Origin of the sequence: Stenotrophomonas indicatrix (genome assembly GCF_002750975.1) — a bacterium.
GTDB lineage: Bacteria > Pseudomonadota > Gammaproteobacteria > Xanthomonadales > Xanthomonadaceae > Stenotrophomonas > Stenotrophomonas indicatrix.
This window is the reverse complement of the sequence record NZ_PEJS01000001.1, coordinates 90,239-110,066: the sequence shown is the minus strand read 5'-3', so window position 1 is coordinate 110,066 and position 19,828 is coordinate 90,239. Positions and strand designations below refer to the sequence as shown.

Below are 19,828 nucleotides of genomic sequence, written 5' to 3'. Positions count from 1 at the left end.
ATAGTCGCTGCACTCCCGGCTGCCAAGGCCACGCCGCTGCAAATGCGGGGGTGCTTGTGGTGGCAGCCCTTTGCGGGTTCAAATCAACGCACTTCGCATTCAAATCAACGCACTTTCCAAGGATGGATGCCGTCATGTCCCGACCTACCCTGCCTCTCGCCGCGCTGCTGCTCACCGTGCTGGCGGCAGCATCTGCACACGCCGTCGAGCCCCATCCCGAGGCGCCAGCGCAGGAGATCGCGGATACCCCCTTTTCCGCCTACCAGCAACGGTGGGAGTCGGCGTTGATGATGGCCGGCAGCGGCAACATGCTGGGTGCCATGATCGCGTTCGAACGGCTGATGGACGATCCGTTGTTCGCCCGTCTCGAGCCCGCCGTGCGTGGGCGCAACGCGCAGATCGCCGGTGCCACCGCGTTGATGCAGGATGCCCCCGGCGTTGCCCGCCGCTACCTGCAGCAGGCACTGACCGCGCTGCCGAACGACCCGGCCACGCTGGCCACCCTGGTATCGGTGGAACTGGCCGAGGACAACACCGCCGCCGCAACCCTTCACCTGCTGCAAGCGGCCACCCATGCAGATGCCCCCGTGCAGGTTGATACGCAGACCGTCAGCTACCTGCAGTACACGCTGCGTGCGCAGCCGGCTCAACGCATGGCCCTGCTGAAGAGCCTGTTCGACAACCAGTGGACGGGGGATGGCGTTGAACCCACCGGCCTCTGGCTGGTGCTGGCGACATTGCAGGTCGAGCACGGCCGCAGCGCAGAGGCAGCTGCCACGATTGCCCGCATCGATACACCGTTGGAGGTGATCGCATTGCGCAGCGACAAGCGCTTCGACCGCTACGTCGATCGCCGCGATCCGCGGTTCGATCCGCAGCAGGTGGCACAGCGCAAGCTGGATGACCTGCGCGTGTCTGGCCTGCTCGATCGCCGCTTGAATGCCAAGCTGGCTGCGTTCGGCTTCATCCAGCTGATGGTGGGCGAGAACGAGCAGATCGTGCAGTTCACCGATGACATTGCGCGGATGGTCAGTGCCGGCCAGCGTCCTGCGGGTGAGGAGGCAACCTGGCTGGCGTGGCTGCTGGACTACCGCACGCTGGCACTGCGCCGGCTGGATCGCATCGACGACTCGGTGGCGGCCGCACGACTGACCGATGCGGTCGGTGCTCTTGGCCCGGACGCGGCCGAGCACCGCATGAACCTGGCCTTCATGCTGTCTGCCACTGGCCACGAACGCGAGAGCGACACCCTGCTTGCCGGCATGGACGGGCTGTCGCCCTTCGGGCTGGCGGCGCGCGCCTACCTGACCTTCGTGCATGCGCGCGAGAACAACGATCCGGCGGCAGCGGCGGCCGCGCGCGCGGAAATCGTCAGCCACCGCAAGGACGCACCCCAGATCCATATGGAGCTGCTGATTGAAGAAGGCGACATGGAGGCCGCCGCAGCCGCGCTGATAAGCCAACTGGAATCCGCAGAGGATCGCACCGACGCACTGCTCAGCCTGCAGGACATGCGCGTGTATCCCTCGCTGCCGGCGGAGCGGGTGGCCGACGAACGCTGGCGCGAACTGAAACAGCGTGCCGATGTGCGTGCCGCGATCAACCGCGTCGGCCGGATTGAGCGCTACCCTCTCTACAGCATTTCCACATCGCGCTGATCGCCGGTCATTTCGCCGGCACTTCGATACGGATGCCCATCGCTTCGCGGTAGCGTGTATACAGGGCCATCACCTTGTCCACGTAGGCCAGGGTTTCGGCATACGGTGGCACGCCCTTGTAGCGCGCCACCGCACCGATGCCGGCGTTGTAGGCCGCCGCTGCCAGCGGACGGTCGCCGTTGTAGCGACGCAGCAGCGCGCGCATATAGCGGGCGCCGCCGTCGATGGACTGCTGCGGCGAGAACGGGTCGCGCACGCCGTATTCCAGCGCGGTGTCCGGCATGAGCTGCATCACGCCCTGCGCGCCCTTGCTGGACACCGCCAGCGCGTCGAAATTGCTTTCGGCGTGGGCGATCGCCCGCAACCAGGCATCGTCCACGCCGGTGGCCTTGGCCGCCGCCTTGAACTGTTTTGCGTGCTGGGCCAGCTGGGGCTTGCCGACCTTGCCCAGGCCTTCGTGCGCCGGTTCGCCCGGCGGTGTGGCTACGGTGAACTTCAGGAACACCCTTGAGCCGGGCAGGTTGCGGGTGGAGTAGACAAGCTTGCCGTCCTGCTCGCGCTCGTACAGCACGCCACTGAACACGCCCATGTTGCCCCACAGGTTGGGGGTCTGCACGGCGCTGTCCTCGATCTCCTTCGGCGTGCAGCGCGAGCCGGGTTCCGGTGCGGTGGCCAGGCTGACGGTGTTGCCCTGCACGCAGCGGTAGACCGTGCGCGCAGCGGCCAGCCCTGGCCACAGGCCAGACAGCAGCAACAGCGCGACGAGGGCGGGACGGAGGGACATGGCGGCGGGATGATCCGGCTGCGGCCGCTAACACTGAGTGAATGGGGGTTCGGCCGGGTGGCGCCCGGCACCCGCAGAAGCAACGGCCGCAGCAACGGCAATGGCAACGGCAATGGCAACGGCAATGGCAACGGCAACAGCAACAGCGGGCTATCCGTGGGATGGCGGGGTGGGTCCGGTTGCGGGGGACGCCGTAAACCCATCCCTGGGGGCTTGGCCGCGGCATCCATGCCGCGGACACCCCCGCAACCGGACCCACCCCGCCTTCGACAGATTTCCGCGATCTGGGAACGGTGTTCTGTGCGGCTGTTGATGGGTGTCGACCACGCGGCTTCTGGTGGGTGTCGACCTTGGTCGACACGTGTAGATCCACGCCATGCGTGGATGGGACTCGCCGAGGCCGCTCGATCTGTTGGCGAGGGTCTTCCTGACTATCTCGCCATCTTCCGCCGCAGCCAATAACCAGCGCCCAGCAGCACGAACCACGCTGGGCTGGCGATCAGCGCCTGGCGGGTGTCGGCCTGCAGGCTCAGCAGCACCAGTACCGCAGCAAAGAAGACCAGGCAGGCCCAGCACATCGCCACGCCACCGGGCATCTTGAAGATCGAGGCCGCGTGGCGCTCGGGATAGCGGCGGCGGTAGACCATGTAGGCCACCAGGATCAGCGACCAGACGAAGATGAACAACACCGTCGCCAGGGTCGTCACCAGGGTGAAGGCGGTCACCAGGTTGGGGATCAGGTAGATCAGCAGGGTGCCGCCCAGCAGGCACAGGCAGGAAAACAGCAGGCCCCGTGCCGGCACTGCAGCGCGCGAGAGCTTGGACAGGCCACGTGGCGCGTGGCCTTCCTCGGCCAGGCCATACAGCATGCGGCTGGTGGAGAAGATGCCGCTGTTGGCCGAGGACGTGGCCGAGGTCAGCACCACGAAGTTGATCAGGCTGGCGGCGGCGGGAATGCCGGCCAGCACGAACAGCTGCACGAACGGGCTCTTGTCCGGCACCACCTGGCGCCATGGAGTCACCGCCATGATCGCGATCAGCGCCAGCACGTAGAAGATGATGATGCGCACGGGGATCGAGTTGATCGCCTTGGGCAGGTTGCGCTCGGGGTCAGCCGTTTCCGCAGCGGTGGTGCCCACCAGCTCGATGCCGACGAAGGCGAACACCGCGATCTGGAAACCGGCGAAGAAACCCACCAGGCCCATCGGGAACATGCCGCCGTCATTCCACAGGTTCGACAGCGATGCGGTGTGGCCGCTGGGCGAAGTGAAGCCCCAGGCCACCAGTCCAGCACCGGTGATGATCAGCGCGCAGATCGCCACGATCTTGATCAGCGCGAACCAGAACTCCATTTCGCCGAACAGCTTCACCGTCACCAGGTTCAACGACAGCAGCAGCATCACGCAGGCCAGCGCCGGTTTCCACGCTTCCAGTCCCGGGAACCAGAACTGCGCATAGGCGGCGATGGCGATCACGTCGGCGATGGCGGTGACGATCCAGCAGAACCAGTACGTCCACCCGCAGAAGAACCCGGCCCACGGCCCGAGCAGATCGGTGGAGAAATCGATGAAGGATTTGTACTGCAGGTTGGACAGCAGCAACTCGCCCATCGCCCGCATCACGAAGAACAGCATCGCGCCGATGATCAGGTAGACCAATACGATGGACGGGCCGGCCAGGCTGATGGTCTTGCCCGAACCCATGAACAGGCCGGTGCCGATGGCACCGCCGATGGCGATCAGTTGCAGGTGGCGGTTGGACAGGCTGCGGCGCAGGTGCTCGGGGGGCGTGGCGGGCTCGGTCATGGGCGCGGGAAGGGGCGGGTGAAGCGTTCGACGGTAGTCCTCCCGCTGCCACAACGCCAGCGCCGGACGGCCCAGGGCCGTCAGCAAGTGTCACTTTCACCACAATGTGACCCGTTACCGCCTTTGTCCCATTCCGCCCAGCCCTGCGCCGTGTTCATATACCGCCATCGCCCAAGGACCGGCCCCGCCCATGTGCCCAGCCCTGCACACCTCTCTGGAGCCCCGGTCATGAGCCGACTGCGGGTCATCATCGGCGGCACCGTCCTGGCCGTGCTGGCCGCGGCAGTGCCGATCGCGGTCATGGTCTATGCCACCTGGGACCGTGCCGTAAGTGTCGAACAGCAGCGGCTGCATGCCATCGCCGAGCGCAGCCTGCGGCGTACCGAAGTGTCCTACCAGGAAGCACTGGCGGCATTGAAGTCGGCCGAGGCCACCGTGCTGCCGCCCTGCGGGGCCGAACACATCCAGCGCATGCAGACCCTGGTGATGACCACGCCGTCGTCGGACCAGATGGGCTACTTCGAGGGCGGCAAGCTGCGCTGCACGTCGTGGGGGCCGTTCCAGCAGGTTGTGGACCAGCCTACGCCGGACCACGTCACCAGCGATGGTGCCGGCATCACCGTCAACGTGCGCCCCGAGGCGGCTGGCCGGCGGCCGATGCTGTCCATGATGTACGGGTCCTACGACGTGCTGGTCGACCCTCGGCGCTTCGTCGACGTCATCGTCGATCCGGACGTGCGGCTGGCCCTGGCAAGTCCGGATGGAAGGCTGCTGACCCAGCAGGACGGCATGGACCCCGCCCTGCTGCAGCGCCTGCTGCGTGAGCCCGGCGAGGGCCTGGACCGCGACACCCTGTATGCCAGCGCGCGCAGCGGTGAATGGCTGGCGATCGCCACGGCGCCACGCACTGCGCTGGCGGCCACGTTCCGGCAGCAGGCGTGGCTGTTCGTGCCCTTGGGCCTGCTGATGGCCGCCGCCGGTGCCGGCCTGGTGATCTGGCTGTCGCGACGACGGCTGTCGATGCGCGGCGAACTGGGCATCGCCATCCGCCGCCGCGAACTCTACCTGCACTACCAGCCCATCATCGAACTGGACACCGGCATCTGCGTCGGCGCCGAGGCGCTGGTGCGCTGGCAGCGCCCCGACGGCACGCAGGTGCGTCCGGACCTGTTCATTCCGTTGGCCGAAGAAGCCGGGATGATCGCCGCCATCACCGACCTGGTGATCGAGAACGTGGTTGCCGACATGCGTGAGCTGCTGGCCGAGGATCGCAGTGCACACATCGCGATCAACCTGGCGGCCGAGGACATCAGCAGCGGACGTGCGCTGAAGGTGATCTCGCAGCGCATGGCCGGCAGCGGCATCCTGCCGCAGCAGATCTGGTTGGAGGCCACCGAACATGGCTTCCTCGACATCGACCGTGCACGCACCATGCTGGCTGCGGCGCGGCGCGCCGGCCACAGCGTGGCCATCGATGATTTCGGCGTCGGCTATTCCAGCCTGCAGTACCTGCAGCAGCTGCCGCTGGATGCACTGAAGATCGACAAGTCCTTCGTCGATGCGATCGGCACCGAAAGCGCGACCAGCCCGGTCACGCCGCACATCATCGGCATGGCCCGCGAGCTGGGCCTGTGGGTGGTGGCCGAAGGTGTGGAAACCGAAGCGCAGCTGGCCTACCTGCACAGCCAGCACGTGCAGTTCGGCCAGGGCTGGCTGTTCTCGCGGCCGTTGCCGCGCGATGAGTTCATCGCCTTCCACCGCAAGCGCCAGCAGCAGTACGGCGCAGCGCGGGAGCACATGCAGAATCCGCGCAGCGTGCCGTTCGAGCGCGAGCAGGCGGGGGAGTAGCCGGCGAACGGCGACGCCCCTCGTGGTGGGTCGCATAAAGCTGTTCGTGGGTTGGCCGGGTGGTACAGATCTCTGCGGCGTTCCACCACGTAAATAGAGAAGAGAAAAGCAACAGCGGGTCGCTGCGCTCGCGCGCGCTGTTGAGCTTCGGCTGGGGTAGTGCCGGCCGCTGGCCGGCAACCCCGTCATCCTCGATCGACGCCTACGCCCAGGCCTTCGGCCGCGCCCAGACCCACAGGCCGCACACCACCAGCAGCAGCAACGGCAGCCAGGCCAGGTGCTGGGCGCCGCTGGCCTGCAGCATCAGGCCGCCGCCGACGCCGCCGGCGGCGATGGCCAGGTTCCAGCCGGTCACCAGCATCGACTGCGCCAGGTCGGCGGCGGCACCGGCGCGGCGCGCCAGGGCGGTCTGGAACAGGGTGGGTACCGCACCGAACGCGACGCCCCACAGGATCGTCACCAGCAGCAGCACGCCCGGCACGCCTGGCCACAGCAGCAGCGAAGCCACCGCCATCACGAAGCCGATCACGCTGGCCCACACCAGCGCGCGCAGGTGGCGGTCCACGCCCCAGCCGGCGATGGCGATACCCACGATCGCGGCGATGCCGAATGCCAGCAGCAGCCGGTCCAGCCACGCCCCGGCGCCGGCCTGCACTGCCAACGGCTCGATGTAGGTGTACAGCACGTTGTGCGCCAGCACGTACAGCACCATCACCAGCAGCGTGCTGCGGATGCCGGGCATGCGCCAGACCGAACCCAGCGACATGCGCCGGCCTGCACCGGCCGCCGGCAACGCGGGCAGCGCCCATCGGGCGTAGCCGAGCAGCAGCACCGCCAGCACGCTCATCAACGCGAACGCCCAGCGCCACCCGATCTGCTGGCCCAGCAAGGTGCCGGCCGGCACCCCCAGCGACAGCGCCAGCGGCGAGCCGATCATCGCTACCGCGATCGCCCTTCCCTGCAGTTCCGGCACCACCATGCGCGCGGCATAGCCGGCCACCAGCGACCACAGCAGGCCCGCGCCCACACCCGCCAGGAAGCGCGCCACCAGGGTCAGCACGTAGTCGTGGCTCAGCGCGGTCACGGTGTTGACCACCATGAAGCCGGCAATCGCCGCCAGCAGCAGCGGACGACGTGGCAGGCGCTGGGTCAGCGCAGTCATCGGCAACGCAGCCAGCACCGAGCCCAGTGCATACACGCTCACCAGCTGCCCTGCGGCCGCGTCGCTGACGCCGAGGCTCTCGCCCATCGGCCGCAGCACGCCCGCTGGCAGCGTTTCGGTCAGCAGAGTGATGAAGCCACCACCGGCCAGTGCCAGCAGCCCGCGCCACGGCAGGCGCGTTGCTTCACCCGCCGGAGCCCCTGCATCAATTGCGTGGCCGCTCATCGCACCGTCTCCAGATCGGCGTACACCGCATCGCGCAGTTCATCGACAAACGCGCCATGCATGCCTTCGTACAGCGTGTTGGTCAGCGCGACCACGCTCAGGCCACGCGCCGGGTCCACGAACCAGCTGTGGCCGTAAGCACCGCCCCAACGCCATGTCCCTGCGGTCTGCGGTGTGCCGCTGGCCGCTGCATCACGCAGCACCGCAAAGCCGAGGCCGAAGCCCCAACCCGGCGGATCAACCGGTCCCAGCTCGCCGACCTGCGGGGTTCCCATCTGTGCAACCACGCTGTCCGGCAGCAGCTGCGAGGCGCGCACATCGCGCAACGCTTCCAGCACGGCCATTACCTCATCGGCACTGCCCACCAGCCCCGCGCCTGCCGACGGATAGCGGTGTGGATCGGTCGCCCGCGCCACGCTGTATTCGATGCCCACCGAGCCCTCGAACGCAGGCACCACCTCGCCCTCCCGCAACCGATGCGGCTGCGGCAGGTCACTGACATACGGCGTGGCCAGACGACTACCCTCGGCGGTGGCGAACGCGGTGTCGCGCAGGCCCAGCGGCTGCGCCAGCAGCCGGTCGAACAACACCTGCAACCTTTCGCCGGTGGCCGCTTCAGCCACGGCGCCCGCCACATCCACGCCCAGCGAGTACAGCCACTGGCTGCCCGGCGCGAACAACAGCGGCGCCTGCGCGATACGCTGCACGTTCTGCTGCAGCGTCACCGGGTTCGCGTCCATGCCGTCGCTCACACCCGCCTGGGCATAGGGCCCCTCGGCATCGGCCTCCAGAAAGCGGTAGCCCAGCCCACTGCTGTGGCTGAGCAGCTGGCGCAGGCTGATCGGCGGGCGGCTGCCATCGGCCAGTGCCGGGCGGAACGCCGGCAACCAGCGCTGCACCGGCGCGTCCAGGTCCAGCACCCCCTCGGCTACCAGGCGCAGGATCACCGTGGTCAGCAGCGGTTTGCTCACCGAGGCCAGCCGGAACAGGTGGTCGCGGCGCATCGGCGTGTTCGATTCACGGTCGGCCAGGCCACTGGCGCTGGCGTGGCGCAGCACGCCGTGCTCGCGTACCAGTACCACCGCACCGACCAGGCGCTGCGGATGCACGGCCCGCAGCAGCGCGCTCACCGCGGGCAGTGCCGGTGCGGTATCAACAGGAAGGGCGAGTGTCATCGGGGTGATCCGTGGGGAGAGGCCCGCCACGGTAGGCAGCTCCGGCGCCGGCAAAAAGCGGGGCGGGGCTCCGTGCATCATGGACCGCAAGGTCCGCAATCGGCATGATGCCCGGAACCACTGGGCCGCACCGCCCCGCCAGGCCCGCGCACCGCAGTGTTGCGCGGGCCACGTCAGCGGGCCGGACTGCCGCGCCCTACCCTGCCCACTTTCGCAGCGACCTTCCCCATGTCCGTCCTCGACAACCTGGCCAACCTGCAGACCTTCGTCCACGCCGCGGACACCCGCAGCTTCGTCGACACCGGCCGCGTGCAGGGCATCTCCGCCTCGGCCGCCGGCAAGTGCGTGGCCCGGCTTGAACACGCACTCGGCGTGCGCCTGTTCCATCGCAGCACGCGCAGCATCACCCTCACGGCCGAGGGCCAGCTGTTCCTGGCACGCTGCCGCCGCATCCTCGACGAACGCGATGCCGCACGCACCGAACTGGCCCAGCAACATGCAACCCCCAGCGGCACCCTGCGCATCAGCCTGCCGCTGGTGGGCGACCTGACCCTGCCGCTGATGGCCGAATTCATGGCGGCCTACCCGGACATCCGGCTGGAGCTGGATTTCTGCGATCGCCTGGTCGATGTCATCGAGGAAGGCTTCGACGCCGTGCTGCGCGTTGGCGAGCCCAGCGATTCACGCCTCACCGCACGCCGCCTCGGGGTGTTCCCACGCCGCGTGGTTGCATCGCCGGCGTACCTGCAACGGCACGGCGTTCCACGCACGCCGGCCGACCTGCTGCAGCACCGCCTGCTGCACTACCGCTTCCCCAGCACCGGCAAGCTCGAGCCATGGCCGATCCTCTGGCCCGAAGGCGAAACGGCACAGGATCTGCCGGTGCACCTGGTCGCCAACACCATCGAAGCGCGGGTGGCACTGGCGCTGCGCGACGGGGGCCTGGCGTTCGTGCCGGTGCATTCGGTGCGCGATGCACTGGCCGATGGCCGGCTGGTCACCGTGCTTGAAGAGCACGTGCATTCCTGCGGCATCTTCCACCTGCTGTGGCCCTCCGGCCGCCACGTGCTGCCGAAGCTGCGGGTATTCATCGAATTCGTCGGCGCGCGGCTGGATACGGTGCCCTGACCCCGCGCCACGGCCGCGACCATTCAGCTCGCGGCGCTATACTGAACGCTCATTCCCCACCGAGGCTCGCGACCAATGCGCCAGTGATGCCGCCGTCTTCGCACTAGACGGCCCGACTCTTCCCGCCCCTGCGCGCAGGGGAGAACCAGGCATCCATGGAGGTCGCATGACTTCGCATTCCCTCACGCTCGATCGCGTGTCGTATCGGTTGGCCGATGGCCGTCCGTTGTTTTCCGATCTGTCCTTTTCCTTCGAACCGGTGGCCACCGGGCTGGTCGGCGCCAATGGCGCCGGCAAGAGCGTGCTCGCGCGCCTGCTCGCCGGCCAGCTGTCGCCCGACGATGGCCGCGTGCACCGCAGTGGCCAGGTGTTCCTGTTGCCTACGCCGGGCTATCCGCCACGTGGCACGGTGGGTGAACTGGCCGGCGTCGGCGCCGAACTGGCGGCACTGGCGCGCATCGAAGCAGGCAGCATCGATGAAGCCGATTTCGCCTGCGTGGGCGACCACTGGGACCTGCGCGAACGCCTGCAGCAGCAGTGGCAGGCGATGCAGCTGCCGGCCGGCCTTGATCCGGCGCAGCCCGCCTCCCGGCTCAGTGGCGGCCAGGCGATGCAGGTGGCGCTGTCCGGTGCGTGGGCCAGCGGCGCGGACTGGCTGATCCTCGACGAGCCGAGCAATCATCTCGACGCCCGTCATCGCCACCAGCTGTACGCACAGCTGCAGCAGTGGCAGGGCGGCCTGCTGGCCATCAGCCACGACCGTGGCCTGCTCGCGCAGATGGCGCAGATCGTCGAACTGGACGCGCACGGCCTGCATCGTTACGGCGGACCGTGGCAGCACTATGCCGACACACGCGCCGCCGAACGCGAGGCCGCCGCCGCGCAGCTGGAGCATGCCCGTGCCCAGCACCGACAGCAGCAACGCAGCGCGCGCGAACAGAACGAGCGCCAGCAGCAGCGGCAGGCACGTGGCAACCGCGAAGCGCGCGAGGCCAACCAGGCACCGATCCTGCTCGGTCGGCAGAAGCAGCGCGCCGAAGCCAGCCACGGCCGTGCGCAGCAGATCCAGAGTGATCGCCTGCAGGCCAGCGCAGCGCAGGTGCGCGCCGCCGCTGCGGCGGTGCACGTGACGCCAGAACTGGCGTTGTTCAGTGGCGAAGGCGAGCGTGGCCAGGGCCGCCTGCTGCAGGCGCACGATCTGGTGCTGCCGCATGGCTGCAACGCGGCGCTGCAGCTGGAGATCAGGCGCGGCCAGCGCATCGCCGTCGTGGGCGACAACGGCAGCGGCAAGTCGACCCTGCTGCGCGTACTGGCCGGGCAGCTGGCGGCGCGCAGCGGTCAGGTGCAGCGGCATGCGCCGCTGGCCCTGCTCGACCAGCAACTGCTGGGGCTTGCAGGTGAGCTGAGCATCCTCGATGCCGTGCGCGCTGCGAATCCCGCGGCCGATGCGGGTGAACTGCGTACGCGTCTTGCCCTGCTGGGCCTGGATGCGCAGCGCGTCCAACGCCCGGCCAGCAGCCTCAGCGATGGCGAGCGGGTGAAGGGTGCGCTGGCCAGCGTGCTGTACGCCGATCCTGCCCCGCAACTGCTGTTGCTGGACGAGCCGGGCAACGCGCTGGACCTTGCCGCGCTGCAGGCGCTGGAAGAACTGCTGGCGGCGTGGCCGGGCGCGTTGCTGATGGTCAGCCATGACACCCACCTGCTGCAGGCGCTGCGGCCAACGCAGGTGCTGCAGGTCGGTGATGCAGGTTGGCGGTGGCGCGATGCGTTGTAGGGCCGAGCACGTGCTCGGCTCCTGCAGGCATTCATCCACGCATGGCGTGGATCTACTACCAGCCTTTCATCCACGCATGGCGTGGATCTACTACCAGCCTCTCATCCACGCGTGGCGTGGATCTACTGCCAGCCTCTCATCCACGCATGGCGCAGACGCATCAACGCTTCCACACCGGGAACGCCTGCGGCATCTGCTGCCACAGCAAGGGCCCGGCCTGCAGCTCGGTGTCGTTGAGCAGGCACGCATCCAGGGCCGACCGCACCACACGCTCGTCCATGTGCACGCCGATCACCACCAGCTCCTGCCGGCGGTCACCCCACAGCGGATGCCACAGGCGTGCCATCGCCGAGTGCGCGGCCGCGTCCGGGAATTCCCGTACGTCCGGCAGCGGCGCGCTCCAGCAGTCGGCCTGCTGCCGGGCCCAGCCCAGATCGCTGTAAGGCAGCGGCGTTGGCGGCAGCAGCGGCGTGGTGTCCTCCTGGCCGGCGCGCACCCGCTCGCGCGCCGCATACCAGAAGCCCGCCGCCTGGGTGCGTGTGGCCGCGCCCACACTGTTCAACTCACCCACCCAGTCCATGCGGTTGGCCAGCCAGAACCAACCCTTGCTGCGAATCACCCCGGGCATGCCGTGCTGCAATGTGCGCGCGAAGCGAGCGGGATGGAACGGCCGCCGTGAGCGATAGACGAAGCTGCCGATGCCGTACTCCTCGGTTTCCGGCGTGTGCTCGCCACGCAGTTCCTTCACCCAACCGGGGGCCTGCTGCGCGCGCTCGAAATCGAAGCGGCCGGTATCCAGCAGCTCGGCAAGCGGCACGTCGCCGAAACTGGACAGCAGCAGCTTCGCGTCGCGGTTCAAGCCGCGCAGCACGGCCAGCGTGTCCTGCAGCACTTCGTCGTCCACCTGGTCCACCTTGCTGACCACGATCACATCGGCGAATTCCACCTGCTCGCACAGCAGGTCGACCACGCCACGATCATCATCCGGCCCCGCCTGCTGGCCACGCTCGGCCAGGCGCAGTGTCGAACCGAAATCGGCCAGGAAGGCACTGCCATCCACCACCGTCACCATCGTGTCCAGCCGCGCGATATCGCTCAGGCTGAAGCCGTGTTCGTCGCGCACCGCGAAGGTGGCCGCCACCGGCATCGGCTCGCCGATCCCGGTCGATTCGATCAGCAGGTAGTCGTAGCGGCCGCTGTCGGCCAGGCGCCGCACCTCCTGCAGCAGATCGTCGCGCAGCGTGCAGCAGATGCAGCCGTTGCTGAACTCCACCAGCGTCTCTTCGGTGCGACGCAGTTCGGCGCCGCCATCGCGCACCAGCTGCGCATCGATGTTGACCTCGCTCATGTCGTTGACGATCACCGCCACCCGCAGGCCATCGCGGTTGCGCAGGATCTGGTTGAGCAGGGTGGTCTTGCCGGCACCGAGGAAGCCGGAAAGCACGGTGACCGGAAGGCGGCGGTCGGCGCGGGAAACAGTGTTCATGTCGGAGCGGGCTGGCTGCGGAATGGAAATGTTACTGTATAACAATTGTCGCGCAAGGAATCTCCCCGCATGAAGTCGCCCTCTGCCGCCCTGCTTGATGCCGGCGCCGTCGCCCTGTCCAGCCTGTGCCTGCTGCATTGCCTGGCACTGCCCCTGCTGGCGGCCGCGCTGCCGCTGTTCGGCGTCTGGGCCGAAGCGGAGTGGGTGCACCTGGTCTTCGTCGCCATCGCGCTGCCGATGACCGGCTTTGCCCTGTGGCGCGCCGAACGCCGCCAGCCGCTGCCTGCGCTGGCATGGCTGAGCGCGGGCATGGGCTTGGCGCTGTTGATGGCCGGGGCGCTGGCACTGCCCTCGCACGCCTGGGAGACTCCGCTGACGGTCACCGGCAGCCTGCTGCTGGCCGCCACGCACCTGTGGAACGCGCAGCACCGGCACCGCAGAAGCTAGTGCCGGCCGCTGGCCGACAACTGCAGGCATCGTCCGCAGGTCATGAGGTTGCCGGCCAGCGGCCGGCACTACCCAGCTATTTGCCGTAACGCCGCAGCAGTGCCACCAGTACCTCGGCTTCGGCCGCCCGCTGCGCCGGGTCGTCCGCACCCACCACGTGTTCCTGCAGATGCTCGTGCAGCAGTTCCATCAGCAGGCTGTGGGCAGCGCCACGCACGGCCGCCACCTGCACCAGCACATCGGCGCAGTCGCCTGCCTCGCCCTCGGGCGTGTTCAATGCCTGTTCCAGCGCCGCCACCTGCCCGCCGATGCGGCGCACCCGGGTCAGCAGCTGCTTTCGATTTCTGTGTACATGGGCCATTGCGGGATCATATACCCTATGGGGGTATCCACCCAAGCCTGACCGCCGCCATGCACCTGGACGCCCTCGCCGCCGCCCGCCGCCACGAGCACCGCTTCGACCACGGCAATCCGCTGGCCGAACGCAACACCCGCCGCGCGATGTGGCTCACCGTCAGCATGATGCTGGTGGAGATCGTCGGTGGCTGGTGGTTCAACTCCATGGCCGTGCTGGCCGACGGCTGGCACATGAGCTCGCACGCGCTGGCACTGGGCCTGTCGGTGTTCGCCTACCGCTGCGCACGGCGCTACGCGCACGATCCGCGCTTCGCCTTCGGCACCTGGAAGATCGAGATCCTGGCCGGCTATACCAGCGCCATCGCCCTGCTCGGCGTCGCCGCGCTGATGGCCGTGCAATCGCTGGAACGCCTGTGGGTGCCCGCGCCCATCCACTACAACGAAGCCATCGCCATCGCCGCGGTCGGCCTGGGTGTGAACCTGCTGTGCGCATGGTGGCTGCATGACAGTCCGGGCCACGCCCATCACCACCATGGACACGGGCACGACCATGGCCATCATCATGGTCATCACCACGATCACGACCACGACCATTCCCACGGCCACGACCTCAACCTGCGGTCGGCCTACGTGCACGTGCTGGCCGACGCCGCCACCTCGGTGCTGGCCATCGTCGCCCTGCTGGGCGGCAAGCTGCTCGGCCTGACCTGGCTGGATCCGGTGATGGGCCTGGTCGGCGCGGTGCTGGTCACCGTCTGGGCAATCGGCCTGCTGCGCGACAGCGGCCGCATCCTGCTCGACGCGCAGATGGATGCGCCGGTGGTGGCCGAGGTACGCGAAGTGATCGAGCAGGGTCCGTGGCCGGCACGCCTGGCCGACCTGCACGTGTGGCAGGTGGGGCGCGGCAAGTACGCCGTCGCCGCCAGCGTGGTCACCAGTGATGCCACGCTCGATCCGGATACCGTGCGCCAGGCGCTGGCGATCCACGAGGAACTGGTGCATGTCACCGTGGAGATCCACCGCAGCCCGTGACGCCAGCAGGGCGACGGTTCTTGCCGAAAATCTGTACCGGCCACGGCTGCGTGCTGCCTACACTGGCCGCACCTGCCCCGTCGGGACATCCCATGCGCACGCTCCGCCTGCTGCTGCCCGGTGCCCTCCTGCTGCTGGTGGCCTGTTCCGGCGATACCCAGCTGCCGTTCTCCTCCGACCCGATGCTCGGCTGCTTTGCCACCAGCCCGCGCAAGTCCGCCGAGTTCCGCATCGAAAAGGAAGCAAGCCAGTACTTCGTCTCGTTCGAACGCGATGGCCACTGGCAGCGCGAACCCAATGCGCTGTACAAAGCCAGCCGCAGCGACATCCAGCAGTACTTCCGCGACGACGCCGACCAGATCGACAGCGCACTGATCCGGATGGCCGGCGGCTTCGGCATCTTCCGCGTCAAGGACGGCGCCACGCTGAAGGCCCGGGCACGCGACAGCGACTACATGGCGCTGCTGCTGATCGGCGCCGGACCGGTGTATGCGGTGAAGTGCCAGTAGCGGCCACATTGCAATTCTTCCCATGGCCTCAGCGATGCCGCTGGCACACGCTGCCGGTTTCGAGGAGGAATTCCGATGACCGTTCTTCTCCTGCTGGCCGCAATCGTTGCAAAGACCCAGGGTGCTTACGACGAGTTGCGTGAGACCGCTGATGGCGAGATCGTGGTGATGCGTACCTTCGACTGGGAGATCGAAGGGCAACGCGCCGAACGCGTAACCGTGCACTGGCTGCTGCAGGAAGACGGCAGCATGCGCTACGACTTCGACCGGCAACCAGCCGCCACCCAGGATGTCCATCGCCGTTCGTGCGCGTTGCGGGGAATGCGCCCCTCGCGAGGCATCAACATGATCTCAGGAGAGGGAACCATCCACGGATTCAGCTGCACCGACCTGCGGTAGCGCCGCGCCCATGTCCGGCTCGGCTGCACGGCGCCTGCGGTACCATGCCCTCCCCCGAGCCACCTACCCTACCCGCCGTGCCCCACTACTCCGGCCCCCTGCTGACCCGCGACAGCGCTGACACCCTGCGCCGTGCCCATGACAAGGGCGCCACCGAGTGGTCGGGCTCGCTCGATCTGGGCCGCAGCGAAGCGGCGGTACAGCTGGATGCCGAGGGTTTCACCTTCCGCGGCCAGCACTATCCGTGGCCGGGCAAGCTGAAGGACCGCACGCTGTACTACTGGGATGGCGAGGAGTTCTGCTCCATCTCCCGCTTCAGCGGCTCGCTGATCAAGCTGGTGCCGACCGAGTGGGGCGCACCGACCTTCGAGATCGACGGCATCAAGATGCTGCCGACCTCCAAGCTGTCGCCGTTCGAGGACGCGCGCCGCAAGGTCGAGCTGGTCGCCCCGGCGGGCAAAAGCCTCCTCGATACCTGCGGTGGGCTCGGCTACTTCGCCGCCTGCGCACTGGAGGCCGGCGTCGGCCAGATCCGCTCGTTCGAAAAGAACGCCGACGTGATGTGGCTGCGCACGCTCAATCCGTGGTCGCCCGATCCTGACTCAGCCGCCGCGGGCGGCCGCCTGCACTTCAGCCACGGCGACGTCTCGCAGCAGATCGAACAGGTCGCCAGCAACAGCGTCGATGCGATCCTGCACGACCCGCCGCGCTTCGGCATTGCCGGCGAACTGTACTCGCAGGTGTTCTACGACCATCTCGCCCGCGTCATCCGCAAGGGCGGCCGCCTGTTCCACTACACCGGCGCGCCGAACAAGCTGACCAGCGGCCGCGACGTGCCACGCGAAGTGGCCAAGCGCCTGGAAAAGGCCGGCTTCAAGGCGGAGCTGGCGCTCGATGGCGTACTGGCCGTCAAGCGCTGAGGCTCACTCGCCTTCCACCTTGGCCAGCTTCATCACCCACTTCGGCACTTCCGGCTCGCCGGCGTAGAACGCCTTGGGCTTGTTTTCGGCCATCGCCCAGCGGTGCAGCCAGCTCGGCCCATAGCGACCACTGTAGCCCTCGGCGCCGCGCGCGTAGGCGGGGTCGCGCACGGCTTCTTCCAGCGACACGAAGCGATAGCCACGGCGCTTGGTGGCTGCCACCAGCTCGGCGAACGTCGCCGCGTTGAGCTCGTTGGCATGCATCAGCCACACCTGCGGCACCGCATACCCCAGCAGCGCCTGTGACTGCTGCTCGTAGTAATCCACCTTGTTCAGCATGTACGGCACATAGCCCTTGCGCAGGCCCGCCAGCGTCGCCTCGCGCTGCGGTGAATCGGGCTGCTCGTTCATCACGTTGGCATAGGCGAAGGCCCACACCCACTCACCGTTGTCGACCGTCACCGGCGCAACGCGGTAGCCGTGCTGCTTGAAGAACACGTCCATCGCCACGCGGTCTTCCTGCGTACGGCCCGCACGCAGGTAAGGGTGGCGCATCCATTGCGGCGTCTGCCCACGCTCGGCCAGCAGCGGCCGCAGCACCTGCTCGCCGCGCAGGAAGTCCTGCTGGAATGCCGCTACGCCTTTGGCGTTGAGGTCCATGTGCGACCAGGTGTGGTTGCCGAGTTCGTAGCCGGCATCCAGCCAGTCGCGCAGCATCTGCACGCGCGCCGGCTGCACCTGGCCATCCACTTCCAGCTTGTTTTCGTTGACGAAGCCCACCACTGGCACATCGGCCTGGCGCAGCTGCGCCATCAGTGCGGCATGGCGCGCCTGCAGATCGGCCGGCACGATCTCATCCAGGCGCGCCCACGGCAGATCGTCAATGGTCACCGCGATGCGCCGATCGACTTCGGCAGCGTGGACAGTCAATGACAACAACAGCAACGGCAACGCACGCAGGAGCAGACGCATCGGTACATCCAAGGGACGAGGATGCAGCGACTGTAACGCGATTGGGCCTTGCCGCCGAGTGTGGACCCGGCCGCAGCGCCAGAGCGGGTCAGTCGGCGATGTACTGCGGCGGCACGTGGTCGGTCAACCAGACACCATTGGCCGAGCGGTGGAACACGTGCCCATCGGCATGCATGCGCCCTGCGTGCACGCTGAGGATCACCGGCGCACCGCGGCGAGCGCCGACCTGGCGGGCCGTCTCCCGGTCCAGTGACAGATGCACGTGATGGCGCTCGCCCGCACGCAGGCCCTGCTCGCGGATCGAGCCGACGAAGCGCGACACCGTGCCGTGGTACAGCCACTGCGGCGGCGCCACCGGCAGCAGTCCAAGATCGACCGCGACCGAATGCCCCTGGTTTGCGCGGATACGCTGGCCATCATCGCTCAGTGCAAAGCGTTGCTTGTTGCAGCTCGCCACGATGTGCTGCAGTCCGCCACGGTCGAGCGCGTGCCCGTGTGCAGCCAGCTTCTGCAGCAGTTCGTCGACGTTGGCCCAGCCCTGGCCGTCCAGGATCAACCCGATTTTCCCGGGTTCATGGCGCAGCACCAGGCTGAGGAACTTGCTGGTCTGCTTGGATGAAGTTTCCGTATTCATCTGCATAGCGTGCCGCAAAAGCGCCAGTTGGTGCCAGTAAGCGGCCCGCGCCAGCTTCAGAACCGGCTCAGCTGAGAGGTAGTGCGCCACAGCCACAGGCCGACCACCATCGCTGCCATCAGCAGTCCGCACAGGATGATGGCCAGCGCATCAGGTGCGTGCGGCGGCATCAGGTCGCCCCTGGCGAAGATCTGCAACAGCCATCGCCGCGTCGAGGACGGGAGCGCATGTCCGTCTGGTGTCAGGTCTGTCATGCATGCTGCAGGCAGCGCAGTGGTGATGCCTGCCCACACATGCTCATACAGTCGCAGCATCACGCTCGCCAGCAGCAGCGCCGCCGCATGCAGGGCAAGCAGGCCCCAAGCGCTGCGGCGCAGCGGTGCATCTACATGGCGCAGCCAGTGCACGCAGACCAGCAGCGTACCCAGCAGGGCCAGCACCAGCGTTGCCATCGGCAGCCAGCACAGCGGCTGCCAGTCGTCCAGCGCGCCGGCACGTGCCAACAGCTGCTCGGCAACCAGCATCCGGGCAGCAGGATCGGCACCGCCGCAGGCCAAAGACAGGGGCTCCAGCAGCAGGGCCACGCGCTGGTGGAAATGGCCTGCGGCCAAGCCCACCGACAGCAGCGCCAGCACCTGCAGCAGCAACAACATCAGGCCGGCGCCAAAGAAGCGTCCGAGGCGGGCAGTGAAGGCGGTCATCGACGTAGTCCCAGCGAGTGACGCGCATGCTAGCCAAGCCAACGGCCGCTGTCGGCTGGCAGATGCGACACGACCCTGGAGGATGCGCGATCATGTCCACTCCTTCAGGAGAGCTGGCGATGGTAGGGCTGTATCTGCTCGTGCGTACCCTGCTGCCGGTTCTGCTTGGCGGGTTGGTTGCGATGCTTGGCGCACGCGTGATCAATGCGCGGCTGGCCCGCCTTCCGCCGCGCGTGATTGCACTGCCGGATGACAGCCTGCTGCCCAGACCCGCCGCACAGCGACGCTATCGCCGCCTACGTCGGCGCAGACCGCATCTGCAGAGCTTCACCGTGCCACCCAAGGTACCGCGCAGCTGGGTCCTGCTCGCGGCAATGGCGTTCATCGGCACGGTGGGCCTGACCGTCTACCTGATGCCCGATGGCCCCCGCTTCCAGGTGCTGGTCGAGAGCACCTTGGGATATCCCTCCACCGTCATCGAGGTCCGCGCGCCCATGCAGCAGCAGTTGCACCTGCTGGACGCCTGCGCACCTGTGCTGCACCGCACTGTCCGCCCCATCACCATGCGCTACCGCAGAGCCCGCACCGGCAATCCGGTCGAGGTGCACGGGGTACTGCCAGTGCAGGTGCGGCACCGGGGCACGCTGCTGCAGGTGGCCACGGCGCAGCCGGTGGACGCGGCCCTGCTGCGCGATGCCCTGCACCAGTGCAGCGCATCGTCCAACGTTACGCTGACGATACAGCCGCGCACCGTCGCGCCATGGCGGGAATGGGGTTGGCAGCCGTGGCCGGGGCGCAACAGCCAGTAAGGC

Annotated in this window: 19 protein-coding genes; 10 read left to right on the top strand and 9 right to left on the bottom strand. The window is 67.9% G+C overall.

Going from position 1 to position 19,828, the window contains the following annotated elements; genetic code table 11:
• The first annotated feature begins 134 nt into the window (after positions 1-134).
• On the top strand, positions 135-1,658 hold the full coding sequence (locus tag CR918_RS00520) for a hypothetical protein (protein ID WP_099844200.1): 1,524 nt from the start codon (positions 135-137) through the stop codon (positions 1,656-1,658).
• A 7-nt stretch (positions 1,659-1,665) separates the two neighbouring features.
• Here CR918_RS00520 and CR918_RS00515 read toward each other — a convergent pair whose 3' ends face one another.
• Positions 1,666-2,442: a lytic transglycosylase domain-containing protein gene (locus CR918_RS00515; RefSeq protein ID WP_033830232.1), complete on the bottom strand. Its 777-nt coding sequence runs from the start codon at positions 2,440-2,442 to the stop codon at positions 1,666-1,668.
• A gap of 431 nt (positions 2,443-2,873) precedes the next feature.
• On the bottom strand, positions 2,874-4,247 hold the full coding sequence (cycA, locus tag CR918_RS00510; RefSeq protein WP_025879191.1) for a D-serine/D-alanine/glycine transporter: 1,374 nt from the start codon (positions 4,245-4,247) through the stop codon (positions 2,874-2,876).
• Between the two features lie 228 nt (positions 4,248-4,475).
• On the opposite strand from cycA, the gene CR918_RS00505 reads away from it, so the two are divergent.
• A complete protein-coding gene (locus CR918_RS00505) occupies positions 4,476-6,095 on the top strand; it encodes an EAL domain-containing protein (protein ID WP_099841819.1) in 1,620 nt (539 codons plus the stop codon).
• A gap of 202 nt (positions 6,096-6,297) precedes the next feature.
• Here CR918_RS00505 and CR918_RS00500 read toward each other — a convergent pair whose 3' ends face one another.
• Together CR918_RS00500 and CR918_RS00495 are read right to left on the bottom strand one after the other, a co-directional pair.
• Positions 6,298-7,482 carry an MFS transporter gene (locus tag CR918_RS00500; protein ID WP_099841818.1) on the bottom strand — a complete coding sequence of 395 codons (1,185 nt, stop codon included), beginning with the start codon at positions 7,480-7,482 and terminating at the stop codon, positions 6,298-6,300.
• Positions 7,479-8,657 (bottom strand): serine hydrolase domain-containing protein, encoded by a 1,179-nt coding sequence (locus CR918_RS00495; RefSeq protein ID WP_099841817.1) that lies wholly within the window; start codon positions 8,655-8,657, stop codon positions 7,479-7,481. Before CR918_RS00495 ends, CR918_RS00500 begins: the two co-directional genes overlap by 4 nt.
• A gap of 228 nt (positions 8,658-8,885) precedes the next feature.
• Here CR918_RS00495 and CR918_RS00490 point away from each other — a divergent pair, with 228 nt between their 5' ends.
• Positions 8,886-9,785, top strand: coding sequence for a LysR family transcriptional regulator (locus CR918_RS00490; RefSeq protein WP_033830227.1), 900 nt, complete (start codon positions 8,886-8,888; stop codon positions 9,783-9,785).
• A 166-nt stretch (positions 9,786-9,951) separates the two neighbouring features.
• Positions 9,952-11,559, top strand: a complete 1,608-nt coding sequence (locus CR918_RS00485) for an ATP-binding cassette domain-containing protein (RefSeq protein ID WP_099841816.1) — start codon at positions 9,952-9,954, stop codon at positions 11,557-11,559.
• A 160-nt stretch (positions 11,560-11,719) separates the two neighbouring features.
• Here the strand turns inward: CR918_RS00485 and CR918_RS00480 are convergent, their stop codons facing one another.
• Positions 11,720-13,045 (bottom strand): GTP-binding protein, encoded by a 1,326-nt coding sequence (locus CR918_RS00480; protein WP_025879197.1) that lies wholly within the window; start codon positions 13,043-13,045, stop codon positions 11,720-11,722.
• A 69-nt stretch (positions 13,046-13,114) separates the two neighbouring features.
• Here CR918_RS00480 and CR918_RS00475 point away from each other — a divergent pair, with 69 nt between their 5' ends.
• Entirely contained in the window at positions 13,115-13,492 is a 378-nt protein-coding gene (locus tag CR918_RS00475; RefSeq protein WP_025879198.1) for a MerC domain-containing protein, read from the top strand.
• A gap of 76 nt (positions 13,493-13,568) precedes the next feature.
• Here CR918_RS00475 and CR918_RS00470 read toward each other — a convergent pair whose 3' ends face one another.
• Positions 13,569-13,853 carry a metal/formaldehyde-sensitive transcriptional repressor gene (locus CR918_RS00470; RefSeq protein ID WP_099841815.1) on the bottom strand — a complete coding sequence of 95 codons (285 nt, stop codon included), beginning with the start codon at positions 13,851-13,853 and terminating at the stop codon, positions 13,569-13,571.
• A 50-nt stretch (positions 13,854-13,903) separates the two neighbouring features.
• On the opposite strand from CR918_RS00470, the gene dmeF reads away from it, so the two are divergent.
• The 4 genes from dmeF (at position 13,904) to CR918_RS00450 (ending at position 16,709) form a co-directional block, all read left to right on the top strand.
• Entirely contained in the window at positions 13,904-14,881 is a 978-nt protein-coding gene (gene dmeF, locus CR918_RS00465) for a CDF family Co(II)/Ni(II) efflux transporter DmeF (protein WP_099841814.1), read from the top strand.
• A gap of 92 nt (positions 14,882-14,973) precedes the next feature.
• Positions 14,974-15,390, top strand: coding sequence for a hypothetical protein (locus CR918_RS00460; RefSeq protein WP_025879201.1), 417 nt, complete (start codon positions 14,974-14,976; stop codon positions 15,388-15,390).
• Positions 15,391-15,465: 75 nt separating this feature from the next.
• Complete coding sequence (locus tag CR918_RS00455; RefSeq protein ID WP_099841813.1) at positions 15,466-15,789, top strand: hypothetical protein; 324 nt, start codon at positions 15,466-15,468, stop codon at positions 15,787-15,789.
• A 77-nt stretch (positions 15,790-15,866) separates the two neighbouring features.
• Entirely contained in the window at positions 15,867-16,709 is an 843-nt protein-coding gene (locus CR918_RS00450) for a class I SAM-dependent methyltransferase (RefSeq protein ID WP_099782633.1), read from the top strand.
• Positions 16,710-16,712: 3 nt separating this feature from the next.
• Here CR918_RS00450 and CR918_RS00445 read toward each other — a convergent pair whose 3' ends face one another.
• From CR918_RS00445 to CR918_RS00435, 3 genes are all read right to left on the bottom strand, one after another.
• Positions 16,713-17,681, bottom strand: coding sequence for a polysaccharide deacetylase family protein (locus CR918_RS00445; protein WP_099841812.1), 969 nt, complete (start codon positions 17,679-17,681; stop codon positions 16,713-16,715).
• Positions 17,682-17,769: 88 nt separating this feature from the next.
• Positions 17,770-18,315, bottom strand: a complete 546-nt coding sequence (locus CR918_RS00440; protein ID WP_099844198.1) for an RNA 2'-phosphotransferase — start codon at positions 18,313-18,315, stop codon at positions 17,770-17,772.
• Positions 18,316-18,371: 56 nt separating this feature from the next.
• Positions 18,372-19,016, bottom strand: a complete 645-nt coding sequence (locus CR918_RS00435; protein ID WP_099841811.1) for a hypothetical protein — start codon at positions 19,014-19,016, stop codon at positions 18,372-18,374.
• Between the two features lie 92 nt (positions 19,017-19,108).
• Between CR918_RS00435 and CR918_RS00430 the strand changes: the two genes are divergently transcribed.
• Positions 19,109-19,825: a hypothetical protein gene (locus CR918_RS00430; protein WP_133119653.1), complete on the top strand. Its 717-nt coding sequence runs from the start codon at positions 19,109-19,111 to the stop codon at positions 19,823-19,825.
• Positions 19,826-19,828: the final 3 nt, after the last annotated feature.